This is a genomic window from Sulfuricaulis sp. (assembly GCF_024653915.1).
Lineage (GTDB): Bacteria > Pseudomonadota > Gammaproteobacteria > Acidiferrobacterales > Sulfurifustaceae > Sulfuricaulis.
The window spans coordinates 143,219-167,939 of the sequence record NZ_JANLGY010000006.1 but is presented as its reverse complement, the minus strand read 5'-3'; the positions used below and the strand labels follow the sequence as shown (position 1 = coordinate 167,939).

The following is a 24,721-nucleotide window of genomic DNA, read 5'->3' as shown; positions in this document are numbered from 1 at the left end:
AACATCGTCTATGCCAATATTCGAACAGACTTTTCCCGATCCCATTGGCGTGTCTTTGCCGCGGCAATAAATGCGTCTTTGTCGTTGGCATCCACGACGCCCGCGTCTTGTCCGACATGGGCTATTTTCAAAAGCGCCTGGCCGCCTGGGTCGGCGGCGATGGCCTTGAGATGACCGAAAGCATCACGCACGAAATCAATCGCGGCGCCTTCCATCGACAGTGCCTTGGCGCCTGCCTCGGAAAGGATAACGGCGACGGCGTCGAAGAGCACCGAAGGCGTACCAGCCAGTTGTCCGTCCGCCGCCAGCATCGAGCCATCGCCAAGCTTCGCGCCACCCACTTTGGGGGCAACGATCTTCACGCTGGCGCCCGCATCGGTGGCGGCTTTTTTAATCTTCTTGATGACAGCGCCGTCTGAACCGTCCGCGATCAAGATGCCGATTCCTGCAAAGGGATCCCGGACCAAGCAATTTGCATTTCTGTTGCTGAATGGTCGTTATCCGGTTTCGTTAACAGATCGTCAGTTAAAAACGATATAAATAATCACTAAAACGATTACAGGGACACCCAGCAGCCAGCCAATCAGATATTTTCCCATCAGGTTTCTCCTTTTAAAAAATGCGATTGCTTACCGTCTGATTTTTATAAAATAAATATGAAAATGCGCTAGCTGGCATGCGAGTAATAACATACAAGCGCAACATTAAAATAATATGGTTTTATGTAGACTTGCACCCACAATGCTTTAGATAATTTTTAATGTTTAATTATGGTTATCAATACAGCCGGTTAACACACAATAGAACCTCCCGATTTCCATCTCTGTGCGCTAAGTAACATTAAGAAGTGGTTCCTTGAATCTGAACAGTGGGAAAGTGGAATCGCTGTCTGAATGGGCACGATAGCTACCAAGGGGCGAAACTGAAGAACGCAATAAACCAGGTATATATCCTGCCAATATCCATTCAGTTTTGAGCTACCGGCCTGGGATTAAAGAGTTAAGTGGTACAGCCGTGGCTCCGGCCCATTCCAGGAAATTCAACGGTATCAGACTCAGCAAACTGCGTAATTCGCGGCGATTGGGCAGGCGCAATGCGCCGACGAAAAACGAGGCGTCCTGGCCGGAACTTTGAACCTCGCGCTCATCGCCGATATGACAGATGCATTGGCCGGTATGCAGATAATGGCGTAAGACCCTGAATGCTCCAACTTGTGAGCGCCAGCGAACAGACTGTTCGCAGGAATGAGTGAGATTATCAATTCTCTCAATAAGTAATTCCTAAATATGAACGCAATTGTAATCAACGCTGATGGGTACGCCGTAGTTTTTTATTAAATAATGCAATTATTAATTCATCGAGAGGAGACTTATCATGAACAAAGATCAAGTGAAGGGCACGTTGAAAAACGCTGCCGGTAAAGTGCAACAAAAAGTTGGCAAAGCAATAGGCAGCGACAAGCAGCAAGCCAAAGGCATTGCAAAACAGATTGAAGGCAAGGTACAAAAATCAGTTGGCGATACCAATCTAAACATCAAAAATCTCGCTAAAGGTCAGTGGTAGTAACGTTTACCGCAATTGAGATGCTGGGACGCTAGCCGCACCACAGCGCATTGTTCCGTCTCAACCATCCTTGGATTCGTGCATCCATGTAGCTGGGTGCGGGCGATTACAATTTCATTTTTCCACAGCTGTGGTTGTGCGCATCGATGTCGAGCATTAACACCTGTTGTTAACTCTAGGAGAAGTAGCACATGAAAAACAGCCAACAGCCTGTTTTAACCGCTTTGCCGCCCGGGTTGATTGAGTCGGGCGCGTCGCCGGCTTTGGAGGTGAACATTACCGCCGCTCTGGCGTCGGTGAACGTGATGCATCGTGGTCGGAAGGTCACCATCATGCGCCATCAGAATCAGAACAACACGGTCAATCCGGATTTCGCCAGGACTTCGCGCAAATGTCCGCCGTTCTGCATTCAACCCGGTGAGCTGGCGCCGGGCGTGAAAACCATCGGTGAACTGGAAGTGTTGCAGTTTCTCAGGAAGCTATATGACGGCGATGCATCGGTCATGGTAGTCGATTCGCGCACACCCGACTGGGTGGAAAAGGGAACTATTCCCGGGACGATAAATATTCCGTGGGACAAGCTCGACATTGGCAAGTCCGGCTCGACTGGTGTGCAGGAAATCCTGGAGAAACAACTAAACGTCAAGCGGCAGGATGGCTTCTGGAATTTCGACGGCGCCAAAACGCTGGTGATGTTCTGCAACGGCTCGTGGTGCGGACAGTCGCCGACCAATATCAGGGACTTGCTGAAAATCGGTTACCCGGCGCACAAAATCCTCTGGTATCGCGGCGGCATGCAGGATTGGGAAAACCTGGGGCTGACCACGGTCAAACCGGAGATCGAACAAACCAGGTCCACGGAGTAAGTTACCGCCACTATTGCCACCGCAAATTGAACTATGAACTTACGATTGACATTAAGTGCGGTACTGATGCTGGGACTTTCGCTGGCGCCAATGGCGCGTGCGGAGCCCCCGACAAATGTGCAAATCGAGGTTAATTTTCTGCTTGGTTATATCGATGGGTCCGCCTGTGAGTTTTATCGCAATGGCACGTGGCGCGACTCGAAAGCGGCGCAAGAGCATTTGCGCGACAAATACAAATACCTGGCGGCAAGAAATCTGATCCATACTGCCGAGGACTTTATTGAAATGGCTGCAACGAAAAGCAGTTTTAGCGGCCAACCGTATAAGGTTAGGTGCAATGGCGGCGCAACGGTTACCAGTAACCAATGGCTGTATGAAGAACTTGCGCGTTTTCGAACGTTTAAAGAAAAAACCGGCCTCGATTCTGTGGAACCGGGGCCGGATCGCGCAGGTATGAGCTACGCGTTTGACGCATCCGAATCAGCTGAGTACCTGCTATTGACCAGCCTTAATCATCCTTCTTGATCTTCAGTTTGCTCGTGACGGTATTCACGCCTTCGGTGTTGTGCGCAATGACAACTGCTTTGTCTGCATCGGCTTGAGTTCTCACGTTTCCGCTTAAATACACCTGGCCGTTGCTGTCGGTGTCGACACTAACATGCGCCAGACTGCGCATCTTTTCGCCAGCCAACTTGGCCTTGATCTTGGCTGTTATGGCAGAGTCTTTGACGTATGTCATGGGATGCATACGGTCCGCGTCTTTATCCTCGGCATAGGCCGCAACGGGAACCAACAAGGTACTGATGATGAAACAGGTTGTCGCGAGTTTGGTTTTCATGATTTGTCCTTATCTTTAGGGTAAAGAGAGCATGGACTATCCAACAATCTTTAAAGGGCATCCGTTCGCTGTCGCACATAGCGCAAGGCGGAATAATCGGGGGTATTCCTGATATGGCGAACTAAGGGGCGTGTTGCATGTAGCTGCAAAGCGGAAATGATCGCGCTGGACCAGGCGACGTGCACCCGTATCGAACACGACCCATTTGAGGATTTTATCATTTCATCTCGTATTGTCGGCTGGCAGCACGCTACGTCGTGCCAGCACACAGACAATACGGCCTGATCGCATACTGTGCGGTGGCGTACTGAACAATCCGGATTATCAGCGCATCATGAATGCTTCGAGACACTGCAGGCAGCTTCTGTTTGCAACGCTTCGATTCTTAATCCATCTTCCTATGAATACTGACCTATCTGTATTTCGATCGTCCCCTGCCCTGATCCGGTCCGTGACATTCGCTTTCGGTTTAACTGTCCCGCTGGCCGCTTTGGCCGAGCTTTCCAATGATCCCCTGCTGGGCCCCGGTCTGCGCACGCGACCGGCATACGATGGTTCGGCAGCGCAACACATAGAGTTGGTCCCGGTTGTCCGATACTTCGGGCAGCCCTGGTTTGTGCGCTCGACCCAGGGCGTGCTTGAGGGAGGCGTCCGGGTGGCGATTGCGCCAGGGCTCCATGCCGGCGCGCAACTGGCCTACGAACCAGGGCGCAAGACAAGTGAATCCGGTTTCCTCAAGGACCACAACGTTTCGGACATCAATCCTGGAGCTTCAATCGGCTTGCAAGTGGAATGGGATCACAATTTCGATCCCATGCCGATCACACTGCTCGCACGCACGCGGCAGCACACCGACTCCGACCTGGGCGCCCAGATGGACCTCCGACTTAGCGCCGGGGTCTACCGCGGCGGTCGTGTTACGGCAGGGGTATTTACACAAGCGACGTGGGCGAATGCGAAGTCGGCTGGATCTTTCTACGGCATTTCACCGCAGCAGTCCGCCGCCACGGGATTACCGGCGTTCAATGCCGGAAGCGGGTTGTTGTTTGCAAGTTTCGGATTGCTCTGGTCGGTCGACCTGAACCAGGATTGGGTTATGGTCGGCAGCATGGAATCGCGACGCCTGCACAGTGACGCCGCGCGCAGTCCGCTTGTAGAGCGCGGATCGAATTACTATGTGAGCGCAGGCCTCGCTTATTGTTTTTGAAGCGCCCGCCGATAGGCGCAGGTCGTCTCCAAGACGCCTGCGGGTACAGCCCTGAGTCCTTGCTCAGGGTTTGTCAGCAGCGTGCCATGCGAGTGCGCCGAATCTGGTCTCTCCGAAGGAGTATGTGTAGAGCAGGCTGAGGGTTGTCACTGTCTGGTGGGTGTCATTGATGTCGGGATAGCACGCATTACGCTGAGGAAGCTCTGAAAAAGTTCCTGAAATGCATTTCTCACGCGAAGACGCGAAGCTCGCGAAATTCTTTCTGTTTGAATCGTCAGGGGTTTTCTTCGCGTCCTTCGCGGCTTCGCGTGAAAAAATCCCTTAATCAGAGTTTCCTTAAGCACTTGTTTTAAGGTCCCCCTCATCCTGACCTTCTCCCGGAGGGAGAAGGAAATGACTTTTTCAGCAGCCTGCTAGGCTGAACACTACTCTGGGTTCGTCAGCCTCTCGCTGCCTCTTCCTCCACGCATTTTCTTGGCGCGGAATACGCCCTCGGTGATGAGAACGGGCATATCAACAAGGTTTGACGGGGTTCCAGCCGGGTTGATGTCACGGGATGAATCGAGACAGCAAAGATATCAGAGTTTCGGAATGTGCAGTGTCCGGCTGATCATCAATGTGCCGGAAACCGCGAACATCAACACCAGCGGGTGAAGTTGCCACGGACCAATGTGGATCATTCCCAGCCAGAGATTATTCCCGATCGCACCGTACCCGGCGGCAATGGCGATGACGATGACAAGCAGCAGTGAGCTGGGGATCGGTGTGCCCTCGAAATATTTTACCTTGTCGCTTCCTTGCGACAGGGTTGCGGCGGTAACGTTGTAGCGGGCAAGACGGCTCACACCGCACGCCACGAAGTAAAGCAGAATCACGCGATCCCAAAGACCGTCCATGCCGATTCCATAGGCGATGGCCGCCGGCGCGACGCCGAAGGAGATCACATCAGCCAGGGAATCCAGCTCTTGTCCCAGTGCCGAGGTTTGCTGACGCCAACGCGCGACGCGGCCATCGAGGATATCGAATACAAACGCCAGCGCCACCAAGGCGCAGGCAAACAACAGGTGCCGCACATCCGGGGTCTGCAAATAGGTCATCACGGAGAACAGCGCGCCGACGCCGCAGCTTGCATTCCCCAACGTAAGCCAGTCCGCGAGATGGAAGCTGCGGATCATCGAGAGATGCGCCCCTTGTTTCATGGCGTTGGATCCTGCTTGTTTCATGTATGCGATACCATCGGACTCTCATGACCGAGTATCCATTGGATTAAGACCGCATCGGTCTGATTCATCGGAGTAACCTCTCTGGCTTAGAAATATTCGCGTGACGCGGTGGCTGTACTAACGTTTGGGCTCGCCGGCCTGCGATGCGTCGCGGATGGGTTGATCTACTGAGAGTTCGTCAGCGGCGCGCCATGCGAGTGCGCCGAATCTGGCCTCTCCGAAGGAGTACGTGTAGAGCAGGCAGGGTTGTCACTGTCTGGTGGGTGTCATTGATGTCGGGATAGCACGCATTACGCTGAGACATAATCCTTTTCCGACCAGCGCCTTACCGGCCAAGACTTTCAGTCTTGCGCACGGCGCGCTCATGACAGGCTCTCGTTCTTCGGTTATAACCTGTTATTCAAGAGACTACTGGTGTAGATGAAAAATCAGGCCGAACTTCTTAATTTCTCGAACCACGCAGCAATCCCGCCAGGCCGATAATCGTCACGACAACGCCGCCGACCAGCATCCATATCGCCTTGTCGGTCGGTGCGTCGGTGAAAACCCGGGAAATGTCGGAACTGATTGAATTCGATGCGTTGATGCCGAAGACGACCAGCAGTATTCCTGCGGCCAGAATGGCGAGCGAGATCGTCTTGTCCATCGGAAAATCTCCTTAATTGTTACGGTCTGGACTTTTCGTTGATATGCGACAAAATCGCCACCAATAGTGCCGCTATGGATAGCACGAAAATATATAAAATATTCTCTGCCTGCTGTGAATTGTTCGACGCCAGATATGTGATCGCCGACGGTGTGCCGATCAAAATACTCATTTTCAACATGACACTTCTCCTTCTCTGTGTAAGGCATGCGGGAAGGGAGGCACCGGCCGTCGTTCCTGCTACCTGATATTCATGCACGGTCCCGCGAGAGGGTCACAGGGCCCTTCTTCCGCCGATGACATTGAGCAGCACGACCACGATGGCGAGTACCAGCAGGATGTGAATAAAACCGCCCATGGTGTAGGAGGAGACAAGCCCCAGGAGCCACAGGACGACCAAAACAACAGCGAGCGTGTATAACATGACAATTCTCCTTTTCTTTGTGGTGACGCTGTGTTCAATGAGAACAGCGGCGTCGCTTAACAGCCATTACTGCGTTTCATCGCACCAGCACCGATTTCACCGGTTCGACTGAATCGCCCCGTTGGTGACTTTGACCTGATCGCCCGGCCGCCACGTCGGCGGACTGGCTTCGTAGAACACGCGGCTCGACCCGTCGTCAAGGCGGACGGTGATGGCATAACTCTTGGTCGATTTCGCCCGCTTCTCGATCTCGTTGCCGGCGACTGCACCGCCCACCGCACCGGCCACTGTCGCGAGGTCCTGTCCCCGGCCGGAGCCAACCTGGTGACCAACAGCGCCGCCCACGACCGCCCCGCCGACAGCACCGAGACCGGATCCTTCGCCACGCGTCACGACCTCCTGTACCGACTCGATCCGGCCGCAATCGGTGCATTTCGTCCTGGATGAGTAAGCCGAGGACTTGGTGGGCGCGGCGTTATTGCCCGGGTTATCCATATTGCATCCCATGATGCCGGCGACACTGAACAGGATCGCGGTGACGCCGGTGACTCGCATCAGCAGGTACGAAGATTTATTTTGCGTGTTCACATTGACCGCCTTTTCGGGCAGTACAGCCCGGAGAAACGCTGATAGCGATGCCAAGCAGGAAAGAGGCGGAGATCAGCGTCAGGAAAGCTTCCGCATCGCTTCGAAACCGGGAGTTGACTCGTTCATGGTTTCAAAGACCGATCATCGTTATGAGCGATTATCCTCCTCTCCTGAAAACATTCAGTGCGTTAACGTACTGAGTGGCTGAATTTCTGAGTCATCGGCCAGGGCTGCGACTGGCCGGCCAGCACGCCGGCCAGTCGCTGACTTACATACTTCCAGTTGACGACGTTCCAGAAAGCATTGAGGTAGTCGGCGCGCCGGCTTTGGTATTTCAAGTAATAGGCGTGTTCCCATAGATCGTTGATGAGGAGAACCGGCTTTCTTTCCAGCAGCACGTTGTCATGGTCGGGGCGGGCAAACACTTCCAGCTCTCCATCCGCCGGATTCACCACCAGAAATACCCAGCCGGAGGCGAAATGCTTGACGCCTGTTTCAGCGAACTTGGCCTTGAATGCATCGAAGGAGCCAAAGTCGCGATCGATCGATATCGCCAGCGCGCCGTCGGGCTCGGCCCCGGCAGCGCCGGGTTTCAACATCTTCCACAATAACTGATGATGGAGGTGACCGCCGCCCTGGTCGTGCACCGTCTGCCGGATCGCAACGGGCATCTCGCTGCGCATCCGCAGCAGTTCTTCGATGCTGAAGCCATGAAATTCGGGGTAATCCTTGAGTGCCGCATTCAGGTGGGTGATATATGCCTGGTGATGCTGGCCGTGATGAAGCTGCACGGTCGCCGCGTCAATGTAGGGCTCGAGCGCGTCGTAGGCGAAGGGCAGTGGCTCCAGGACAAATGGATAAGTGGACAACTTTCTGGTTTCCAGAATCATGGTGAATTGCTCCTGACAGTCGCCAAGGTGTGTGAGGCCCGCCCAGAGGGACGGGGTATAAGAACGATCATGGACCGGCGATGCCGGGCCACCGAAAACTTCAGTCTTTCAACCCCTCATGGAGCGACGCCAGGTCGTCGGCATGCTCCTCTTCGCTGGCGAGGATTTCTTCGAGCATACGACGTGTGGTCGGATCGTTTTCAGCGATATAAGCGATCATCTCGCGATAACTCTCAATGGCGACGCGTTCGGCGACCAGGTCTTCCTTGATCATTCCCTTGAGTGAATCGCCCTCGACGTATTCCGCGTGACTGCGCGCAGTCAATCCGTCAGGGGAGAAGTTCGGCTCGCCGCGGAGCTGCACAATGCGCTCGGCGATGCGGTTGGCGTGCTGCATTTCCTCGTTGGCATGCTCGAGAAATTCCGCCGCCACGGGCTCGGCGTGGATGCCGGTGGCCATGAAGTAGTGGCGTTTGTAGCGCAGCACACAGACGATCTCGGTTGCCAGCGCTTCATTCAGCAGCTTGATCACGGTCTTGCGGTCTGCCGCGTAGCCCGACGTGACAGCACCGCCTTCGATGTGCTGGCGCGCATCCTTGCGCAGGGTCTGGATGTCGGACAACAATGGTTGTTCCTTCGACAAATTTTTCAGCGTAGACGGCTCCATAGAGTTACTCCTTGGCATGTTGTGGTAAACAGGGCATGTCCGCCGGCAGCGGTGGCCGATGCTTCACTGTCGCAGTGCCCCCAGGAATGGACGCCACGGCGGACTTTTTTATCCGGTCATGGGAACGGGAGGCCAGACGCCTGACTCATCCATTTACTTCTTGGATTTGCTGGTCTCGTGTCCCACGATGCCGCCAACGGCTGCTCCACCGATCGTTCCGGCGGCACTGCCGCCCGTGAGCACATTGCCCGCCGCGCCACCGACGGCGGCGCCGATCGCCGTATCCTTCTGTTGTGGCGACATGGTGCTACAGCCGCCGAGCATTAATGTGGCGACAATCGCACCGATTGAAAATACATGTATCGTTTTCATTGGAAATGCCTCTTTGCCATACATCTGTTCACAGGGAAATCCACCTGGAGTGCGGCAGATCCGGCGCGGCGGGGCATGCCGCCAATTCCACCGTTCTGTGCACACTCCACCCGGCGTCAGTCAGTCTGGCGCCGGGTGGATTGGATGTTTACTTGCGGCTGTATTTCAGTTTCGCCTCGTTCATGCAGCCGTCCTTGGCGCCACCGGCGAGGGCGTCACATTTTTCCTTGGCTACCGAGTAGTCGGCACCGCGTTTATCCGCGGCGGCATCCTGGCGCGCGTCGGCGGATGTTTCCCGCGCCTCTTTGCGCGCCTCGGCGGATTCCTTGTTGGCTTTATTGTCCGCCTTCGAGGTCTTCATCTGCGATTTGGCGTCGGCCTTGGCGGCGGTCTCCGCGGCCTTCGCTTGCTTCAAGCAGACATCCTTGACGTTGCCGGCCTGGTCATCGCACTTTTCCTTGGCGACCGCGTAATCGGCATCCGCTTTGGCGACGAGCGCATCATAGCGGGCTTCGTTGGTGTTCTTGTTGCGGGCTTCGAGATCGGCCTTCGCGACCTTTTCTTTTCCCTCGGCCTCGGCCTTGCATATATCCTCGGCGTTACCAGACAATGATTCGCAGATGGTCTTGTCGGATTTGTACTCGGCCGCAATGCTGTTCATGCCGGTCTTGTAATCGCTCTTTGACATGGTCCCCGCCATCGCGCCGGCGCTGAATGTAAGACCGACTGCAACGGTAATTGCCGTGATAGTAAATTTTTTCATAAATATTTCTTCCTTAGAAAAGTTTGTATGATGGATGGATGGATGTGAACCCTATAATTAAATTCTTGCGGTGTATGTACGTTGGCACACGAAATACGCATTTCGATAGTGAAAGAGAGTCTGTGTTGAAAACCGGCAATGGTGAAGATCCCACGCCGGCGCTCGCCTATTACCCTGGAGCGGTTATTTTGTTTCCACGCCGCGCCACACCAATAAGTCCCAAGAGACCGGAACTCAGTAACCATACTGCGGGTGGCACCGGCACCGCAGCCAGACTCACGTTAGTATTACCTGCGGCAGGACTGGAGAAACCATTTTCCAAAGAACCAGCGAAAAATGCACTCGAAGGGCCAAATCTGGAATCCAGGCCACCGACTTTTACTGCAAAAAGAGATTCAAAGTCATCAATGCCGACGCCATTGACCGTGAAGCTCAAGGTGTCAGCACGTGCATTTTTCAAGCCTAAAAGACCAGTATCAAATCTCCCAAACCCATTCATGCCACGATCGCTTTTGACCATCCAGCCATCCGGCAAACCCGTGACATCGGCCATGGTTCCGTCATCGAAATTGAAGGCGAATTTTTGAATGCCAAATCCGCAGCTTTGCAGGTCATTGAGAGGGCCTAAAGTTTTAGCCAGAACGTCTACACCCCCCGTCAGGTTTTCAGTAAGATTGACCGAAAGGTAATTAACGCCATCGGCGAGACGATTTGACTCGTTCAGATAAAAAGACACCGTAGCAGCATGACTTGGCGCCATTACCAAGGTCATCAAACATAAAAACAAACTGTACTGTTTTAGTCGCGAGGCTCTTGTTTCCCGGATTGGTGTATTCATTGCATCCTCATCCTGCACGTTATGTTTCCATCTTCATTTCCCAGCGATGCTCCATTCACGCCGCCAGGCGCGGAAACGACCACTTGACGGCGACGCAGATATCTAAACTGAACATGCAACACGTCTCAGTGCGCTGACGAACACAGATTGAATTTTTTTAATGCAGGAAACGCTCAGGGGAAATCAGAAAGTATCGAGGAATTATTTTACCGTCGCGCGATCGCCGAGACGCGCTACATGCTGGCGTTCGCTTGCTTCGTCGTCAGGTCAGCGTCCTAACAAATCACCGACCGGTTTGAGCGATTCAACACGATCGCAAATCACCTTGGCGATGGTGACCAGCGGCGCACTGAGCAGCAGGCCCCATACACCCCACATCCAGCCGAAAAACAGCAAGGCGATGAACAGCACGGCGGCGTTCATATGCGCAAAATGGCTCTGCAGCCAGGTCATGAAGACCATTCCTATCGCGACCGCCACCAGAAGCGAGACACCCGCGACGGCGAGCGCATTGAGCGGCGACCCGAATTGCAAAAACGCGGCTACACCGCTGGCGAGCGCGATCAGCACCGGGCCCAGGTAAGGTATAAAGTGCAGCACGCCAGCGGCGAAGCCCCAAACACCGGCCTGCTCCATTCCCAGCGCACGAAAAGCCAGCCAGGTACAGACGCCGATCAAGGTGTTCGAGACGAACGTAACGAGCAAGTAGCGCTGAATCTGCACGTTGATCTCTTCGAGGATGTTCACGGTCTCATTCTGGTGCTTCGGCCCGACGAACTGCACCAGCTTGCGCCGAAAGTGCTGTCCCGAGGCGAGCAGGAAATAGGTGAGTAGCAACACGATCGGTGTTTGAGCGATAACTGCGATCAACAGCGCTGACTGCGCGAGTGCGTAGTCGCGCAGCCAGGCGGTAGGCTCGGGCTCGCGAGCCGCGACTACGCGCGCTCCCGGCTTCAAGCCGGCATCGGTGGCAGCCCCTTGAATCTCATTGGCGGCTGTTTGCATATTTTGCAACGCTGTCGGGCTACCGTCGCGTGCGTCGTTCAACGTCTTCCGCAGCTTCTGGGCGGCCTCGGGAAGCTGCTCGATCATCGTTGTGGCCTGGTCTCGCAACGCATAGGCGATCCAGGAAAAGCTGCCGACGAGCACGATGAGAACCAGCGCCGCCGCCACAGACCGCGGTATGTGCAGCGCCTTCAGCCAATCCACCACCGGGCGCAACATGTAGCTGCCGAGGACTCCAATCAGCAACGGCACAAAGAAGGCGCGCGCGAGATAAAGCGCCGCAATGAGGGCCAACACCGCCAATACAGTGATCGCTACGTTCTTGCGCGAGCCACGGGGCAGATTTTGTGTGGTTGTCTTTATGACCGGAGCGGTGGTCTCAGTACTGCTCCTGGACTCAGTATCAACTTCAGATAAACGCGGGGCGGTCATGATGAAAACACGGGGAAGCCGGCGCGACCTATGCGACACCTGCCCCGCGTATGTGTCTTTTGTGAGAGAAGAAGCCCGCTCTGACAGACGCAGAAGAACGCGCCGCTTGCGGCGTGCGCCTGCATAACGATTGGTGATGCGAGAAAGTTACAAATCACGCTTGCTCCTGGAGTATCGGCTGCGAGGTATTGAAAATCACCGAGAGCATAAAATCTTGAGAATCGTCAGGGGCGCCAGGATTTCATGTTGCTGCTGGTTTTACCGCTATCCGCGGAAAATCTTTTTTATAAAACCCGCTAGAGAATATTCTGACAAGACTTAACGATTATTACGGCAGCTTAGCCAGAGAACCTATTGCTGTATGTGCGAAGCCGTACAGACCGGCAGAAAGCGGATCAGGAACAATGGCGACGTTCATGGACGGCTTGAATTGTCTGAATCTGCTGATTCAGTGCCTGGAGATATACCAGCATGAGAGTTAACCGCAAACTGGTTTTGCTAAACCTTTCACTCTTGAGCGCCGCCGCAGTTTTTTTTGTCGGCGGCTGCGACAATCGCAAGGAAACTACGGCCGGTTCAGCGCCAAACGTGAGCGTGGGGACGACGATCGATGACAGCATCATCACCACAAAAATCAAATCGGGGTTGCTCGCGGACCCGGTGGTGAAGGGGTTGGATCCGCAGGTCGAGACGCATAAAGGTACCGTGCAGTTAAGCGGTTTTGTCGAGGATCAGGCGCAGATAGAGCGCGTCATCGAAATCGCCCGTTCTGTGAACGGTGTCAAAAACGTCGAAAATAAAATGAACATCAAAAAGTAGGGCCGATGTTTAATCCGCCAGAATTTATGTGTAACAAAAGGTGTCATGCGATTCTTCGGGATCAAGTGATTAAAGCGGAAGCCTGGATTACGGCGCCGCACTAACTTGAGTTTGAGAGAGGTAAATGTATGAATACGACATTTAAACAACGAGCACTGCCGCTGATGACAGCGCTGGTATTGGGTGCGGTGGCCATGGATGCAAATGCCGACCAGGCAGGATATTGGAAAGACCAGGGTAATAACATGGTCAGGAGCTCAAACGGCGAATGTGTACGCACCGGCCACTGGACGCCTGAGCTGGCCACGGCCCAATGTGATCCGGGTTTAATGCCCAAGGTGGCGGCGGCTCCTGCCGAACCGGTGCCGGTGGCCCCTGTCGCTGTCGCTCCCGCTCCCGTGACCGAGAAGATCTCGATGGACGCCGATGCGATGTTCGATTTCGACAAGTCCGAAATCAAGCCGAAAGGCAAGGAAGCGCTGGACGAAGTTGTCCGCAAACTGAATCTGGCGGGGGCTGAACTCGGACTCATTACTTCCACAGGCCATACTGATAGCGTCGGCAGCACTGAATATAACATTGATCTTTCTCTGCGACGCGCCGAGGCGGTCAAAGCCTACTTGATCAGCCAGGGCGTTGATGGTGGTCACATCGACTCCGTAGGCGAAGGCGAGCGTCAACCATTCGCCAATAACGCGACCGCGCAAGGCCGTGCCGAGAATCGCCGCGTAGATATCGAGGTGTCGAGTACGCGCACCACCCAATAGATTCAAAACAATGATCCCCTTTACGCTCTGCAATGCAGGGCTTTTTTTTCGCAGTGAGAATTCCCGCCATATAGTCGCTCGCGGCTCAGAATTAGGTTGCCCTATGTACGACAGCGCACGGTTCGCCAAGGACGAAGGGAGTAGAAGTGATTCAATCATGGATGGTTTCGCAGCCCATTGACCCGATTTCAATCAGGGCAAGATGAACTGCGAATTCATCGATCCGATTACATCGAGTCGATGCCTATTCCGGCATCGTACAACACAGGAGTTGAACATGAACAGATTCGAAAATTATTCAAAACCACGGAGCTGGTTGCTGGCGTTAGCACTAGCTGGTTTGATGGCCGGATGCGGTAACAATGGCGATGGTGGTGGTGGCGGGTCTGGTGGCCCAAGCGCCGTCGAAGGCCCAACGGGAACCGTCAGTACGGCAGCGGGCAACGTGTCCCTTGGAGCAGCCGGCCATTATGCGATTCTGGCAAAAGCGGGCGTCTCAACCGTTCCAAACTCGGTAGTGACCGGGAATGTTGGATTGAGCCCAACCGCCAGGGTTGGCTTAACGGGATGGTCGGAAACAGCGGCGCCCGACAATTCGGATGTCTATTCGACATCCGCTCAAGTGGTCGCACCCGGAAAATTATACGCGGCCGACTACGAGGTACCGACTCCTTCTAATCTCGGTACGGCCGTACTCAACATGGAAGCCGCGTACACCGACGCCGCTGGACGGACAGCGTCATCGGCTGCAACGACCAACGTGGGTGGTGGAACGCTTACCAGTTTAACCTTCAACGCTATTCCCGGTGGTGCAACCGTTTACGAATGGGGGAGCGACGTTACCATACCGACGGATCTCACTTTCAATGGCACCGCAACAGATGTCTTTATCCTTAAGGTGGCAGGCACGCTCGACATGGCTGCTGCCAAGAACGTTATCCTGAGCGGTGGCGTACTGCCCCAGAACATCTTCTGGCAGGTCTCCGGTGCTGTGACCATTGGAGCGAACACCCATTTTGAGGGAGTCATACTGGGCGCCACAGGGATCACTTTTGGGAACAGCGCATCGATCAACGGCAGGCTGCTGGCTCAGACGGCGGTTGTTCTTGATGCGACAACCGTTACCGTTCCATAAGAACGGAAAGAGCATCATGGCTGTAATACAGGAGCCAACCATTTAGCCCTTAAAACATAGGCAGTACTAGCAAGATAAGAAGACCGTCGCGAGACGGTCTTTTTTTGTGTGCTGCATAGAGAAACCGGTATAGCCGTGATGGGGGAAATTTATCGCCGTATGTACGAAATCGCAAAAGGGATCGCGCGGCGAGCGGGAATCATTACCGAAGGATTCAAATTACCTCGGATTTATTTTTCGTGCCGCGCACGCCGGCGCGTAGTGGTGATGCCGTTGTGGAAGGGCGTGAGCATTTAAGGTTTCAGCAACCACTGGCCCGATGATGCAGTGGAATTGTTTCAGATATTAGTCAGTTCGACTATTAGCGTTAAATCCTCTCTGGTACGGATTATTAAAATCTGCTCCCCGCCGTCTGGCGTTAGTTGGCGTTGCCGACGGCTTCGGCTTCCCCGACGCTTGCGCCATGTGCCAGGACAATCGCGATGAAGTCCGTGCCGTAGGCCGCGAGCTTGCGCTCGCCGACGCCGGAGATGTGGGCGAGATCGCTCAAGGTCTGGGGGCGACGCTCGACCATTTCCGCCAGCGTGGCGTCATGGAAGACGACGTAGGGCGGGACACCCTGTTTGCGCGCGAGTTCGAGGCGGCGGGCGCGCAGGGCTTCCCACAGGCGGCGGTCGGATTCCTGGATGAAGGGGCGGCGCGCGGCGCGCGCGGTCTTGGTTTTTTTCGCCTTTTCGGGTTTGGCGTCGCGGCGCAGCATCAGGGGCGCTTCGCCGCGCAGCACCGGGCGGCTCAAGTCGGTGAGGCGCAGGCCGCCGTGGCCTTCAAGGTCCACGGCCAGCAGGCCGCGACTGATGAGCTGGCGGAAGACGCCGCGCCATTCTTGCTGGCCAAGCTCCTTGCCGATACCGGAGGTGGTGAGCCGGTCGTGGCCGAAACGCTTGATGCGGTCGTCGTCCTTGCCGAGGAGCACGTCGATCAAATAATTCACGCCGAATCTTTGCCCGGTGCGGTGCACGCACGACAGCGCCTTTTGCGCGGGGACGGTGGCGTCCCAGGCTTCGGGTGGTTCGAGACAGGTGTCGCAGTTGCCGCAGGGTTTGGGCAGCGTCTCGCTGAAGTAAGTGAGCAACGCCTGGCGGCGGCAAGTGCTGAGTTCGCACAGGCCGAGCATGGCGTCGAGCTTGTGGCGCTCGACGCGCTTGTGGGCATCGTCGGAATCGCTGGCTTCGAGCATCTGGCGCAGGGTGATGACATCCTGCAGGCCATAGATCATCCACGCGTCGGCCGGCAACCCGTCGCGACCGGCGCGGCCGGTTTCCTGGTAATAGGCCTCGACGCTCTTCGGCAGGTTGAGATGCGCGACGAAGCGCACGTTCGGTTTGTCGATGCCCATACCGAAGGCGATGGTGGCAACTATTATGACGCCCTCCTCATTCAAGAAACGCGACTGGTTGGCGGCGCGCACCTCCGATCCGAGGCCGGCGTGATATGGCAGCGCGGCCAGGCCCTGCGCGGCGAGCCAGGCGGCGATTTCGTCCACGCGCTTGCGCGACAGGCAATAGACGATGCCGGCGTCGTTGGCGTGCTCGTCGCGAATGAAGCGCAGCAGTTGGTCGCGGGCGCTGGGGCCGTTGCCCGACTGGTTGATGCGATAGCGGATGTTGGGGCGGTCGAAGCTGCTGATAAAGACGCGCGCATCTTCGAGCTTGAGGCGCGCGATGATTTCGCGGCGCGTCGGTTCGTCGGCGGTGGCGGTGAGCGCGATACGCGGCACGTCGGGGAAGCGCTCGTGCAGCACATTGAGCCCCATGTATTCGGGACGGAAGTCGTGGCCCCACTGCGAGACGCAGTGCGCCTCGTCGATGGCGAACAGCGCGAGCTTCGTGTGGGCGAGCAAATCCAGGGTGCGATCGAGCAACAGGCGCTCGGGCGCGACGTACAGCAGGTCGAGCTCGCCGCGCAGCAGCTGGGCTTCGATCGCGCGCGCTTGGCTGGCATCAAGCGTGGAATTGAGAAACGCCGCGCGCACCCCGGCCTGGGTGAGCGCCGCCACCTGATCCTGCATGAGCGCGATCAGCGGCGACACCACGATGCCGGTGCCGGCGCGGGCGATGGCCGGGATCTGGAAGCACAGCGACTTGCCGCCGCCGGTGGGCATGAGCACCAGCGCATCGCCACCGGCCATGAGCGTGCCGATCACCTCTTCTTGCGGCGCGCGGAAGCGTTCGTAGCCGAAGACGCTGTGCAGAATCTTCAGGGGTTGGTCGTGCATGCGGCGGCGGTCGGGCTTGCTGATGTGGAGTGAGGATGGTGTCTAGTTCTTAGCGCGCCGTCAATCTTGTTTAAGATACGCCTTGATAGTCTTCAAAGACACCCCATGAGCACGGGGCGCCGAATCCGCCTTACGATCCTGGGCGTTGACGCTTGTATACCTACGCTATACACTTTCAACATGTTAAGGAGCTTCCGGCATAAAGGATTGGAGCGATTCTTTCGAACGGGAAGTAAAGCTGGAATCCAGCCGGCGCACGCGCAGCGCTTGCGTCTGCAGCTTGCGCGCCTCGATGGAGCGCAGACGCCCAGCGACATGAATCTGCCCGGCTGGAAGTGTCACGCGCTCAAGGGCGACCTGAATGGTCATTGGGCGGTCTGGGTAGACAAGAATTGGCGCCTGACTTTCGCCTTCGAAGGCGAAGACGCCGTGCTCGTGGATTATCGCGATTACCATTGAGGAGACATGTCATGCATAGAATGCACAACCCCCCGCATCCCGGCGAGGTACTGAAAGATGGGGTGTTCGCCGACACCGGGATTACGGTGACGAAGTTCGCCAAGCACATCGGCGTAACGCGCGTGGCTTTGTCGCGCGTGTTAAACGGCAAGGCCGGAATCAGCGCGGACATGGCTTTACGATTGGCAGCCGCGCTGGGCGGATCGGCGGAGTCGTGGCTGCGGATGCAGGCCACTTACGATTTGTGGCAGGCGGAACAAAAAGCGCGCAGGAAGATTAAACCGTTGCGGCGCGCGGCCTGAGTCTGGTTCCGTAATGCAGCAAGCTTAGTGCGCGGCGCGTCGAGGATGTGTTGGCCGCCGGGAAAATACCGTACATCAGGGAGTGAGCGCGTAAGGTTTCAACAACTCTGACGACTTGATCGATGTGTTAATGCAAGACCTGACCCCATCTTTCCTCGCTGACCCCATCTTTCCTCGGCTTCATCGGCTTGTTAGGCAGTTTCCCCATCTTCCTCAAGTAAGGCCCTCTCTGTGTTGGCGGGCGCGCCCCTCCACAGCTCGTCGAAAAGTGCAGCGTCGAGGACTGGAGCAGATCGCATTCTTTCCTTCGCGGAGGAATCCGCGAGATCGAGCTCTGTGAAGCGTCCGTGGAGTTTTCTCATGTGGGCATAACAACCAATATCGATTGCAAAGGCCTGAAATGTCCCGGCCTGCGACTTGTGGGTCAAAGCTGAGCCGGCGCTATGGATAATCCGATAGTCAAGGAGTCGATAGATCAGTCCGCGAATCTGATCTTCCTGCTGCATCATCTGTTCGGAGACGAGGAAGACGTTTGTCTGGCGGTCGATGCAGAACTTGCGGAGCACATAAATTCCTCGAATCAACGAGTCTTGCTCGCGCCCCTCAGAATCTTGCTTTAGTTCCTCGATTCGGCGTTCGAAGTTCGATCGACTCAGAATTCGAATTTCGTCTTTCCCAATGCGACCATCGCCACCAGCCGACTGGACCGCTTCTAACACCTCAAGGAACATAGACAGGCAATCACGCGGCACTCCACCACCAGCAAGTACGAGCCGCACAAACCCTTCCCCCTTAAAGAGGGTATCGAATTCGGCCGCGGTCATTCCGGCGAGAGTTCCAAACTCGTGAAAGATCCTCAGATTCTGATCCCTAGTCGTTCGGAAATCGCTGAAGGTGAAGTCGATGTTGATCGGCTGGTAGTCATGGCGTTCCTGGGCACCAATCGGTTGACCATCACGGTCTGCGAACAAGGTCGATGCGTGCTTGAGAGTGGCCACTTTGAAATAGAGAGGGAGGTCTTTACACAAACGATGGATGTAATCCATAACCAGGGGTTGATCGACTCGATTCAGGTGGTAGAAATCGTCGATCTGAAGGAACACGCCCTTGACCGCTGTTGAAAGTTCAAAGAACTTGCGGATCTGTGCTTTCAGGTTCGGGAGATTCGTGTCGAGCTCTCGAATCTTGTTGTCTAGGGTTCGATACGTTCGTTCGGTCTCGGCCTTCATCTTCTCGGCCGTGCCAGCGCCAGCGCGCAGCGAAGCCGGAGCGGAAGAAACAGATGCTCCTACGTTGGCTGACGCGTTGTGCTCGCGAGCAACTGATTCACGGACATTCTGTTCCTGCATATCCGCCCTGGTGCGGAGTTGACCGAATTCCTTTCGGATTTCTCCGATGAGGATCTGCGACTGCTTCTTCTTGCCGAACCAGCCGGTTAGGTGGCTCTCCAGCTCTCCAAACAAGGCGTCTAGGATTTCGATCAACACATTCGGAAACGAGTGCCGTTTGAAGTCCTCGCAGTTCAGATAAACCGACTTGATAGATGAATCGAGTCGTCGGCTGGAGTGGTGCAGTAAGAGGGTTTTTCCGCATCCTCGGCGAGCGAAGACTGCGTGATTTTGCCGTGATCCGATGTCGTTCAGGACGTTGCCAACGTCAATATAGGGAACCGGGTCGGCTCCGCCACGTTGCACGCGGAGGTTTTCATTTATCGCGAGCCGCAGTTTGGTGAGCTTCTCAGTCGCGGTCATCGTTAATCCTCCATGCGAGCCGTCGAGGTCGCCTAACTAAAATTGAACACCCTAAACGGTGCCTTTTATTACACCATCATGGTGTCAAGACCCCGCACCGTCAATCTAGTTATTCGATAGATCGTGTGATGACGCTACTGCACCGCCCGGTGCACGGCCTCGCCGATTTTTGAGGGGTTACGCACAACGTAAGCACCGAGCGCTTCAATCCGCTCCATTTTGGCGGAGGCGGTGTCGTCTGGGCCGGCGATCACAGCGCCGGCGTGGCCCATGCGTCGCCGTGCCGGGGCGGTGATCCCCGCAATGAAACAAACCAGCGGCTTGCCGAGATGTTCCTTGGCCCAGGCGGCGGCCTCGATCTCCTGGCTACCGCCGATCTCGCCGATCATCACTACCGCCTCGGTATCGGGGTCGTCCTTGAAGGCGCGCATGACGGTGAGAAAATCCGTCCCGGTGACGGTATCGCCGCCGATGCCGACGCAGGTGGACTGCCCCAGCTTGTATTCGGCCATTTGCTCGACCGCTTCGTAATTGAGCGTGCCGGAGCGCGAGACCACGCCGATCTTTCCGGGTTTGTAGATATGCGCCGGCATGATGCCGACCTTGCATTCATTGGGCGTGATCAGGCCCGGGGTGTTGGGGCCGACGATGACCACGTCGCGCCCGGCGGAATAACGCTTGACGCGCACCATGTCCTGCACCGGGATGCCGTCGGCGACGACGACAATCGTGCGGATGCCGGTGTCGATGGCTTCCATGATGGCGTCGGCCGCAAACGGCGGCGGCACGAAAATGCCGGCGACGTCGGCTTGAGTTTTCGCCACCGCCTCGTGCACGGTGTCGAACAGCGGGATGCCGAGATGCTTGCTGCCGCCCTTGCCGGGGGTCACGCCGGCCACGACATTGGTGCCGATCTTGATGGATTCCTCGGCGTGGAAACTGCCGTGCTGGCCGGTCAGGCCCTGGATCACGACACGCGAGGATTTATTTATGAATATGCTCATGGGCAGTAGCTCCGCTGGTGGCGCGCACGGCCATGGCCGCGGCGTCGTCGAGATTGTTGGCAGTAAGAAATTTCAGACCGGACTGGGCCAGGACCGCGCGCCCCTGTTCCACGTTGGTGCCGGCAAGGCGCACCACCACCGGCACTTTGACCTTGAGTTCGCGCATGGCCCGCACGATGCCTTCGGCCACCCAGTCGCAGCGATTGATGCCGGCGAAGATGTTGACGAGCACGGCTTTAACGTTTTTATCCAGTAACACAATCCGAAACGCGTTGGTGACTTTCTCCGGCGAGGCGCCGCCACCGACGTCGAGAAAATTCGCCGGCTTTCCGTCGTGCAGGGCGATGGCGTCCATGGTGGCCATGGCCAGCCCAGCGCCGTTGACGATGCAGCCGACATTGCCTTCGAGCGCGATGTAGTTGAGGCCATGCGCGCCGGCCTCGACTTCCTTGGGGTCTTCCTCGTCGAAATCGCGCAGGTTGCTGATATGCGGCCGGCGGTAGATGGCGTTGTCGTCGAACTGCATTTTCGCGTCCAGCGCCAGCAGGCGGCCGTCGAGAGTGGTCGCCAGCGGATTGACTTCAATCAGCACGGCGTCGTTGTCGCGAAAACAACGGTACAGCGCTTTCATCATTTTCACCGCGACCGGCAGCTGTTTGCCACTCAAGCCCAGATGCGTGGCAACCTTGCGGCACTGGAAGTCGAGCAAGCCCACCGCCGGGTCCACCACTTCGCGCAGGATGCGCGCCGGTTCGTTGCGCGCCGTCTCTTCGATCTCGACGCCGCCGCCGTCGCAGGCGATGAGGGTAATGCGCTGGCTGGCGCGGTCAATGACCATGCCGAAATAGGCCTCGCGCGCGATATCGACGGCCTGCTCGATCAGCACGCGGCGCACGAATTGTCCCTGCGGGCTGGTCTGGGCGGTGATCAGCGGACGGCCGATCATGGCATCGGTGGCCGCGGTCACTTCGTCAACAGAGTGGGCGATCTTCACGCCGCCGCCCTTGCCGCGGCCGCCGGCGTGAATCTGTGCCTTGACCACGAAGCGGCTGACGCCGAGTTCTTCGGCCACGGCGGCCGCCTGCTCCGTGCTGTGCGCCACGCTGCCCGCGGGCACCGGCACGCCGTATTGACGCATCAAGTCCTTCGCCTGGAATTCATGGATATTCATGCCGGCTGCTCCTGACCCATTTTGATTCGTAGCATCTTCTCCATGACGACCTCGGCCTGGCGGATCGAGGCGGCATCGAGCATGCGGCCGTCGAGCGTCACCGCCCCCAAGCCTTTCTTGGAGGCCTCGGCCATGGCCGCAATAATCCGCTCGGCGCGCGTGACCTCGGCCTCGGTGGGCGTGAAGACTTCGTTCGCGAGCGCGATTTGCGAGGGATGGATGGCCCACTTGCCTTCGATACCGAGCGCCGCCGCCGAACGTGCCGCGGAGCGGAAACCGTCCGGGTCCTGGATGTCGCTGAAGGGCCCGTCGATCGGGCGCAGGCCGTAGGCGCGGCAGGCCACCACGAGGCGCGCCTGCGCGTAATGCCATTGGTCGTTCCAGTGGCGCTCGCGCTTGCCGCCCTCCGGGTGCGTGAGCACGGCATAATCTGTATTGGCGCCTCCCATGTGCGTGACGCGCGCCTGGGTCGAGGCGGCGAAGTCAGCCACGCCAAAGACCAGCGCTTCCATGCGTTCAGGGCAGGATGCGGCGATGTCCTCGATGTTGGCCATGCCGCGCGCGGTTTCGATCAGCGCGTGGATGCCGATGGGCTTGAGGCCCTTGGCGGCCTCGATCTGCGACAGCATGGTGGCGACGTAATAGATGTCCTCGGGGGTGTTGACCTTGGGTACCAGCAGCGTGTCGAGATGCTTGCCGGCCTGCTCCACGAGATCGACGATGTCGCGGTAACAGAAATGCGTATCGAGCGCGTTGATGCGCACGGACACGGCGCAACGCGACCAGTCGTGGTGCAGCAGGGCGTGGATGACGTTTTTGCGCGCCTGCTCCTTGTCGGCCGGCGCCACGGCGTCCTCGAGGTCCATGAAAACGATATCGGCGCCGAGCGTGGGCGCCTTCTCGAGCATGCGCGGATTGCTCCCGGGAACAGCAAGCTCACTTCGATGGAGACGATCCTTAATGGGCATGAGGTTTTTTCCTGTGTCGGTAATTTTTGTGGCCTGACCCTTGAGGGGGCCATAAGCGTTTATTTGCCCGGTTATCTGGCGGGGTTGTCGCCGTGGGTAATTGGAATCAGGCGCGATTATAAGTCACTCCCGGGGTGTGGCATCAACACATCATTTTTAACCATTTTTAAGGCACTTTTAGCTATTTATAGCGACATCCAGGAGTCAGACCGCCTCCATCGTCAATTCCTCCCTAGGCCAAGGCCGCGGAGTAAACGCGTATCAAGTGTGGCGTTGAATCTTCCCCCGGTAACGATTAGCTTGGCGCGGATTTCAAGGATCACGATACGGTCAACCAACACAAGGAACCATTCATGACGCCGGCAGAACAACACAGCCAACTCAAAAAAATATTGCAGCTCGCTCACGATCCCGTGGGTGTCTCGGGCGCCAGCGATTCCGAATCTGTTACAACGGGACTTGTGCCCGCGCCATCGGCGTGTAGCTTCTGGCGGCGCGCCGAGACGACGCGCTTCACCGCCGATGCCGCGTCGCACACGAACTGCAAGGTGGGCGCGCATGTCATGGGATTTTCCCTGGCGGGCGAAGACATGCAGGCGCTGGGCGCGCTGGTGCAAACCATGACCGGCGTTTCCTACATCCTGCCCGAAGAAGTGCCGGCGCTGCCGCGCCTGCCCGAGCACAAGGCCTGGCACTACACGCCGCTCAGCGCGGCGGCTACGACACCGGAACTCGTGCTGCTGTGGATCGACGGCCGGCAAGTGATGCTGATTCAGGAAGCCATGGGCAGCGCGCACTGGAACTCCGGCAAGGGCCTGCGCACCACCGGGCGGCCGGCCTGCGGCGCGCTCGCGCTGGCTTACCATCACGCCGAGACGGTGTTGTCCTTCGGCTGCGCCGGCATGCGCACCTTCACCGAAATTCCCGACGGCTACATGCTGCTCGTGGTGCCGGGCGAAGCGCTGGAAGGATTGTGCCACGGCCTAGAGCAGACCGCGAAGTCCAACGCGGCCGTGCAGTGCGTGTACGACAAGCAAAAAGCCTCGTTCGCCTGACAGGCTAACTCGTACGGCGCCAGACACTCGCCAGCCACGGCTGCTGTTCGCGCGGCACGCCCGTGGGGCGGTAGTAATGGGTCAGTTCCTCGAAGCCTGCGGCGGACAGGTAGCGGCGCCACGTTTCCAGATCGTAAAACGCGCCGTAGCGACCTCGGTTCCAGCCCTCCTCGTTACGGCCGTGCGGGTTCGAGCTGAACAGCACGCCGCGCGGTTTCAGCGTGGCGTGTAATTCGCGCAACACGCGCGGCAGCTCCTGGCTGGGAACATGAAACAGCGAGGCGTTGGCGAAAACACCATCGAAATGCTTGTCCGGCAATTCGAGCTTGAGGAAATCCTGCCGCCACACCTCGCCGCTGCCGTGGGCTTGCGCCATCTCGGCGAAGCGCGCGGCGCCTTCCAGACCTACCGCGAGGTGACCGAGCCCCGTAAACACCTTGAGGTCGCGCCCCGGTCCACAGCCGAAATCGAGTATCGTGAACGGCGCTTCACCCTCGATGTATTGCAACAGCGCGGCGATATTCTGACTGACGTCGTGATCGTGCGTGCCTTCGTGAAAATCCTCGGCATTGCGGTTGTAGTGCTCAAGCGTCAGATCGGAAATTTTATTCAGTTCTTGCGGGGTCAGTTTCACGTCGGCTCAATTCCGCCGGGCAAACGACAAAGCGTGTTGGATGAAGAACGGGGACATGG

28 protein-coding genes and 1 pseudogene are annotated in these 24,721 nt (G+C 56.9%); 10 read left to right on the top strand and 19 right to left on the bottom strand.

Features of this window, described 5'->3' with window-relative positions; genetic code table 11:
* Positions 1–8 precede the first annotated feature (8 nt).
* Positions 9–443, bottom strand: a pseudogene (locus NUV55_RS04335) (catalase HPII); the annotation flags it as partial.
* A 931-nt stretch (positions 444–1,374) separates the two neighbouring features.
* Between NUV55_RS04335 and NUV55_RS04330 the strand changes: the two are divergent.
* From NUV55_RS04330 to NUV55_RS04320, 3 genes are all read left to right on the top strand, one after another.
* Complete coding sequence (locus NUV55_RS04330) at positions 1,375–1,563, top strand: CsbD family protein (RefSeq protein ID WP_296670707.1); 189 nt, start codon at positions 1,375–1,377, stop codon at positions 1,561–1,563.
* Positions 1,564–1,754: 191 nt separating this feature from the next.
* Positions 1,755–2,429 (top strand): rhodanese-like domain-containing protein, encoded by a 675-nt coding sequence (locus NUV55_RS04325; protein WP_296670706.1) that lies wholly within the window; start codon positions 1,755–1,757, stop codon positions 2,427–2,429.
* 33 nt (positions 2,430–2,462) lie between these two features.
* On the top strand, positions 2,463–2,954 hold the full coding sequence (locus tag NUV55_RS04320; RefSeq protein WP_296670704.1) for a DUF5329 domain-containing protein: 492 nt from the start codon (positions 2,463–2,465) through the stop codon (positions 2,952–2,954).
* Here the strand turns inward: NUV55_RS04320 and NUV55_RS04315 are convergent.
* Entirely contained in the window at positions 2,938–3,267 is a 330-nt protein-coding gene (locus NUV55_RS04315) for a BON domain-containing protein (protein WP_296670703.1), read from the bottom strand. The two genes, NUV55_RS04320 and NUV55_RS04315, sit on opposite strands and share 17 nt — an antisense overlap.
* Before the next feature lie 451 nt (positions 3,268–3,718).
* Between NUV55_RS04315 and NUV55_RS04310 the strand changes: the two genes are divergently transcribed.
* Positions 3,719–4,474: a MipA/OmpV family protein gene (locus NUV55_RS04310; RefSeq protein WP_296670701.1), complete on the top strand. Its 756-nt coding sequence runs from the start codon at positions 3,719–3,721 to the stop codon at positions 4,472–4,474.
* Positions 4,475–5,052: 578 nt separating this feature from the next.
* On the opposite strand, the gene pssA is transcribed toward NUV55_RS04310, so the two are convergent.
* The 11 genes from pssA to NUV55_RS04255 form a co-directional block, all read right to left on the bottom strand.
* Entirely contained in the window at positions 5,053–5,673 is a 621-nt protein-coding gene (gene pssA / locus NUV55_RS04305) for a CDP-diacylglycerol--serine O-phosphatidyltransferase (RefSeq protein ID WP_367280348.1), read from the bottom strand.
* Between the two features lie 466 nt (positions 5,674–6,139).
* Positions 6,140–6,343, bottom strand: coding sequence for a DUF3185 family protein (locus tag NUV55_RS04300; protein WP_296670698.1), 204 nt, complete (start codon positions 6,341–6,343; stop codon positions 6,140–6,142).
* 19 nt (positions 6,344–6,362) lie between these two features.
* A complete protein-coding gene (locus tag NUV55_RS04295) occupies positions 6,363–6,524 on the bottom strand; it encodes a hypothetical protein (protein WP_296670696.1) in 162 nt (53 codons plus the stop codon).
* 93 nt (positions 6,525–6,617) lie between these two features.
* Entirely contained in the window at positions 6,618–6,767 is a 150-nt protein-coding gene (locus tag NUV55_RS04290; protein ID WP_296670695.1) for a lmo0937 family membrane protein, read from the bottom strand.
* 96 nt (positions 6,768–6,863) lie between these two features.
* Positions 6,864–7,355, bottom strand: a complete 492-nt coding sequence (locus NUV55_RS04285; RefSeq protein ID WP_296670693.1) for a glycine zipper 2TM domain-containing protein — start codon at positions 7,353–7,355, stop codon at positions 6,864–6,866.
* 188 nt (positions 7,356–7,543) lie between these two features.
* Positions 7,544–8,245, bottom strand: a complete 702-nt coding sequence (locus NUV55_RS04280; RefSeq protein WP_296670692.1) for a superoxide dismutase — start codon at positions 8,243–8,245, stop codon at positions 7,544–7,546.
* 100 nt (positions 8,246–8,345) lie between these two features.
* Entirely contained in the window at positions 8,346–8,912 is a 567-nt protein-coding gene (locus tag NUV55_RS04275) for a ferritin-like domain-containing protein (RefSeq protein WP_296670690.1), read from the bottom strand.
* Between the two features lie 153 nt (positions 8,913–9,065).
* A complete protein-coding gene (locus NUV55_RS04270) occupies positions 9,066–9,284 on the bottom strand; it encodes a glycine zipper 2TM domain-containing protein (RefSeq protein WP_296670689.1) in 219 nt (72 codons plus the stop codon).
* A gap of 148 nt (positions 9,285–9,432) precedes the next feature.
* A complete protein-coding gene (locus NUV55_RS04265) occupies positions 9,433–10,047 on the bottom strand; it encodes a hypothetical protein (protein ID WP_296670687.1) in 615 nt (204 codons plus the stop codon).
* Positions 10,048–10,216: 169 nt separating this feature from the next.
* Positions 10,217–10,885, bottom strand: coding sequence for a hypothetical protein (locus NUV55_RS04260; RefSeq protein WP_296670686.1), 669 nt, complete (start codon positions 10,883–10,885; stop codon positions 10,217–10,219).
* A 267-nt stretch (positions 10,886–11,152) separates the two neighbouring features.
* Positions 11,153–12,187, bottom strand: a complete 1,035-nt coding sequence (locus tag NUV55_RS04255; protein ID WP_296670684.1) for an AI-2E family transporter — start codon at positions 12,185–12,187, stop codon at positions 11,153–11,155.
* A gap of 606 nt (positions 12,188–12,793) precedes the next feature.
* Here NUV55_RS04255 and NUV55_RS04250 point away from each other — a divergent pair.
* The 3 genes from NUV55_RS04250 (at position 12,794) to NUV55_RS04240 (ending at position 15,043) form a co-directional block, all read left to right on the top strand.
* Complete coding sequence (locus NUV55_RS04250) at positions 12,794–13,141, top strand: BON domain-containing protein (protein WP_296670682.1); 348 nt, start codon at positions 12,794–12,796, stop codon at positions 13,139–13,141.
* A gap of 128 nt (positions 13,142–13,269) precedes the next feature.
* Entirely contained in the window at positions 13,270–13,908 is a 639-nt protein-coding gene (locus NUV55_RS04245; protein ID WP_296670681.1) for an OmpA family protein, read from the top strand.
* Between the two features lie 277 nt (positions 13,909–14,185).
* Positions 14,186–15,043, top strand: a complete 858-nt coding sequence (locus tag NUV55_RS04240) for an ice-binding family protein (protein ID WP_296670679.1) — start codon at positions 14,186–14,188, stop codon at positions 15,041–15,043.
* Positions 15,044–15,461: 418 nt separating this feature from the next.
* Here the strand turns inward: NUV55_RS04240 and recQ are convergent, their stop codons facing one another.
* Positions 15,462–17,318 carry a DNA helicase RecQ gene (recQ, locus tag NUV55_RS04235; RefSeq protein WP_296670677.1) on the bottom strand — a complete coding sequence of 619 codons (1,857 nt, stop codon included), beginning with the start codon at positions 17,316–17,318 and terminating at the stop codon, positions 15,462–15,464.
* A 180-nt stretch (positions 17,319–17,498) separates the two neighbouring features.
* Between recQ and NUV55_RS04230 the strand changes: the two genes are divergently transcribed.
* Together NUV55_RS04230 and NUV55_RS04225 are read left to right on the top strand one after the other, a co-directional pair.
* Positions 17,499–17,777, top strand: coding sequence for a type II toxin-antitoxin system RelE/ParE family toxin (locus NUV55_RS04230; protein WP_296670675.1), 279 nt, complete (start codon positions 17,499–17,501; stop codon positions 17,775–17,777).
* Complete coding sequence (locus NUV55_RS04225; protein WP_367280342.1) at positions 17,774–18,079, top strand: HigA family addiction module antitoxin; 306 nt, start codon at positions 17,774–17,776, stop codon at positions 18,077–18,079. Before NUV55_RS04230 ends, NUV55_RS04225 begins: the two co-directional genes overlap by 4 nt.
* A gap of 191 nt (positions 18,080–18,270) precedes the next feature.
* On the opposite strand, the gene NUV55_RS04220 is transcribed toward NUV55_RS04225, so the two are convergent.
* From NUV55_RS04220 to NUV55_RS04205, 4 genes are all read right to left on the bottom strand, one after another.
* Positions 18,271–19,830 carry a hypothetical protein gene (locus tag NUV55_RS04220; protein ID WP_296670674.1) on the bottom strand — a complete coding sequence of 520 codons (1,560 nt, stop codon included), beginning with the start codon at positions 19,828–19,830 and terminating at the stop codon, positions 18,271–18,273.
* A gap of 134 nt (positions 19,831–19,964) precedes the next feature.
* Positions 19,965–20,834 (bottom strand): succinate--CoA ligase subunit alpha, encoded by an 870-nt coding sequence (sucD, locus tag NUV55_RS04215; RefSeq protein ID WP_296670672.1) that lies wholly within the window; start codon positions 20,832–20,834, stop codon positions 19,965–19,967.
* Positions 20,815–22,005 carry an ADP-forming succinate--CoA ligase subunit beta gene (gene sucC / locus NUV55_RS04210; RefSeq protein WP_296670670.1) on the bottom strand — a complete coding sequence of 397 codons (1,191 nt, stop codon included), beginning with the start codon at positions 22,003–22,005 and terminating at the stop codon, positions 20,815–20,817. The genes sucD and sucC overlap by 20 nt, the downstream gene beginning before the upstream one ends.
* Entirely contained in the window at positions 22,002–22,973 is a 972-nt protein-coding gene (locus NUV55_RS04205; protein ID WP_296670668.1) for a CoA ester lyase, read from the bottom strand. Before NUV55_RS04205 ends, sucC begins: the two co-directional genes overlap by 4 nt.
* A gap of 353 nt (positions 22,974–23,326) precedes the next feature.
* On the opposite strand from NUV55_RS04205, the gene NUV55_RS04200 reads away from it, so the two are divergent.
* Positions 23,327–24,028: a DUF169 domain-containing protein gene (locus NUV55_RS04200; RefSeq protein WP_296670666.1), complete on the top strand. Its 702-nt coding sequence runs from the start codon at positions 23,327–23,329 to the stop codon at positions 24,026–24,028.
* A gap of 4 nt (positions 24,029–24,032) precedes the next feature.
* Here NUV55_RS04200 and NUV55_RS04195 read toward each other — a convergent pair whose 3' ends face one another.
* Positions 24,033–24,662, bottom strand: a complete 630-nt coding sequence (locus NUV55_RS04195; protein WP_296670665.1) for a bifunctional 2-polyprenyl-6-hydroxyphenol methylase/3-demethylubiquinol 3-O-methyltransferase UbiG — start codon at positions 24,660–24,662, stop codon at positions 24,033–24,035.
* Between the last annotated feature and the right edge of the window lie 59 nt (positions 24,663–24,721).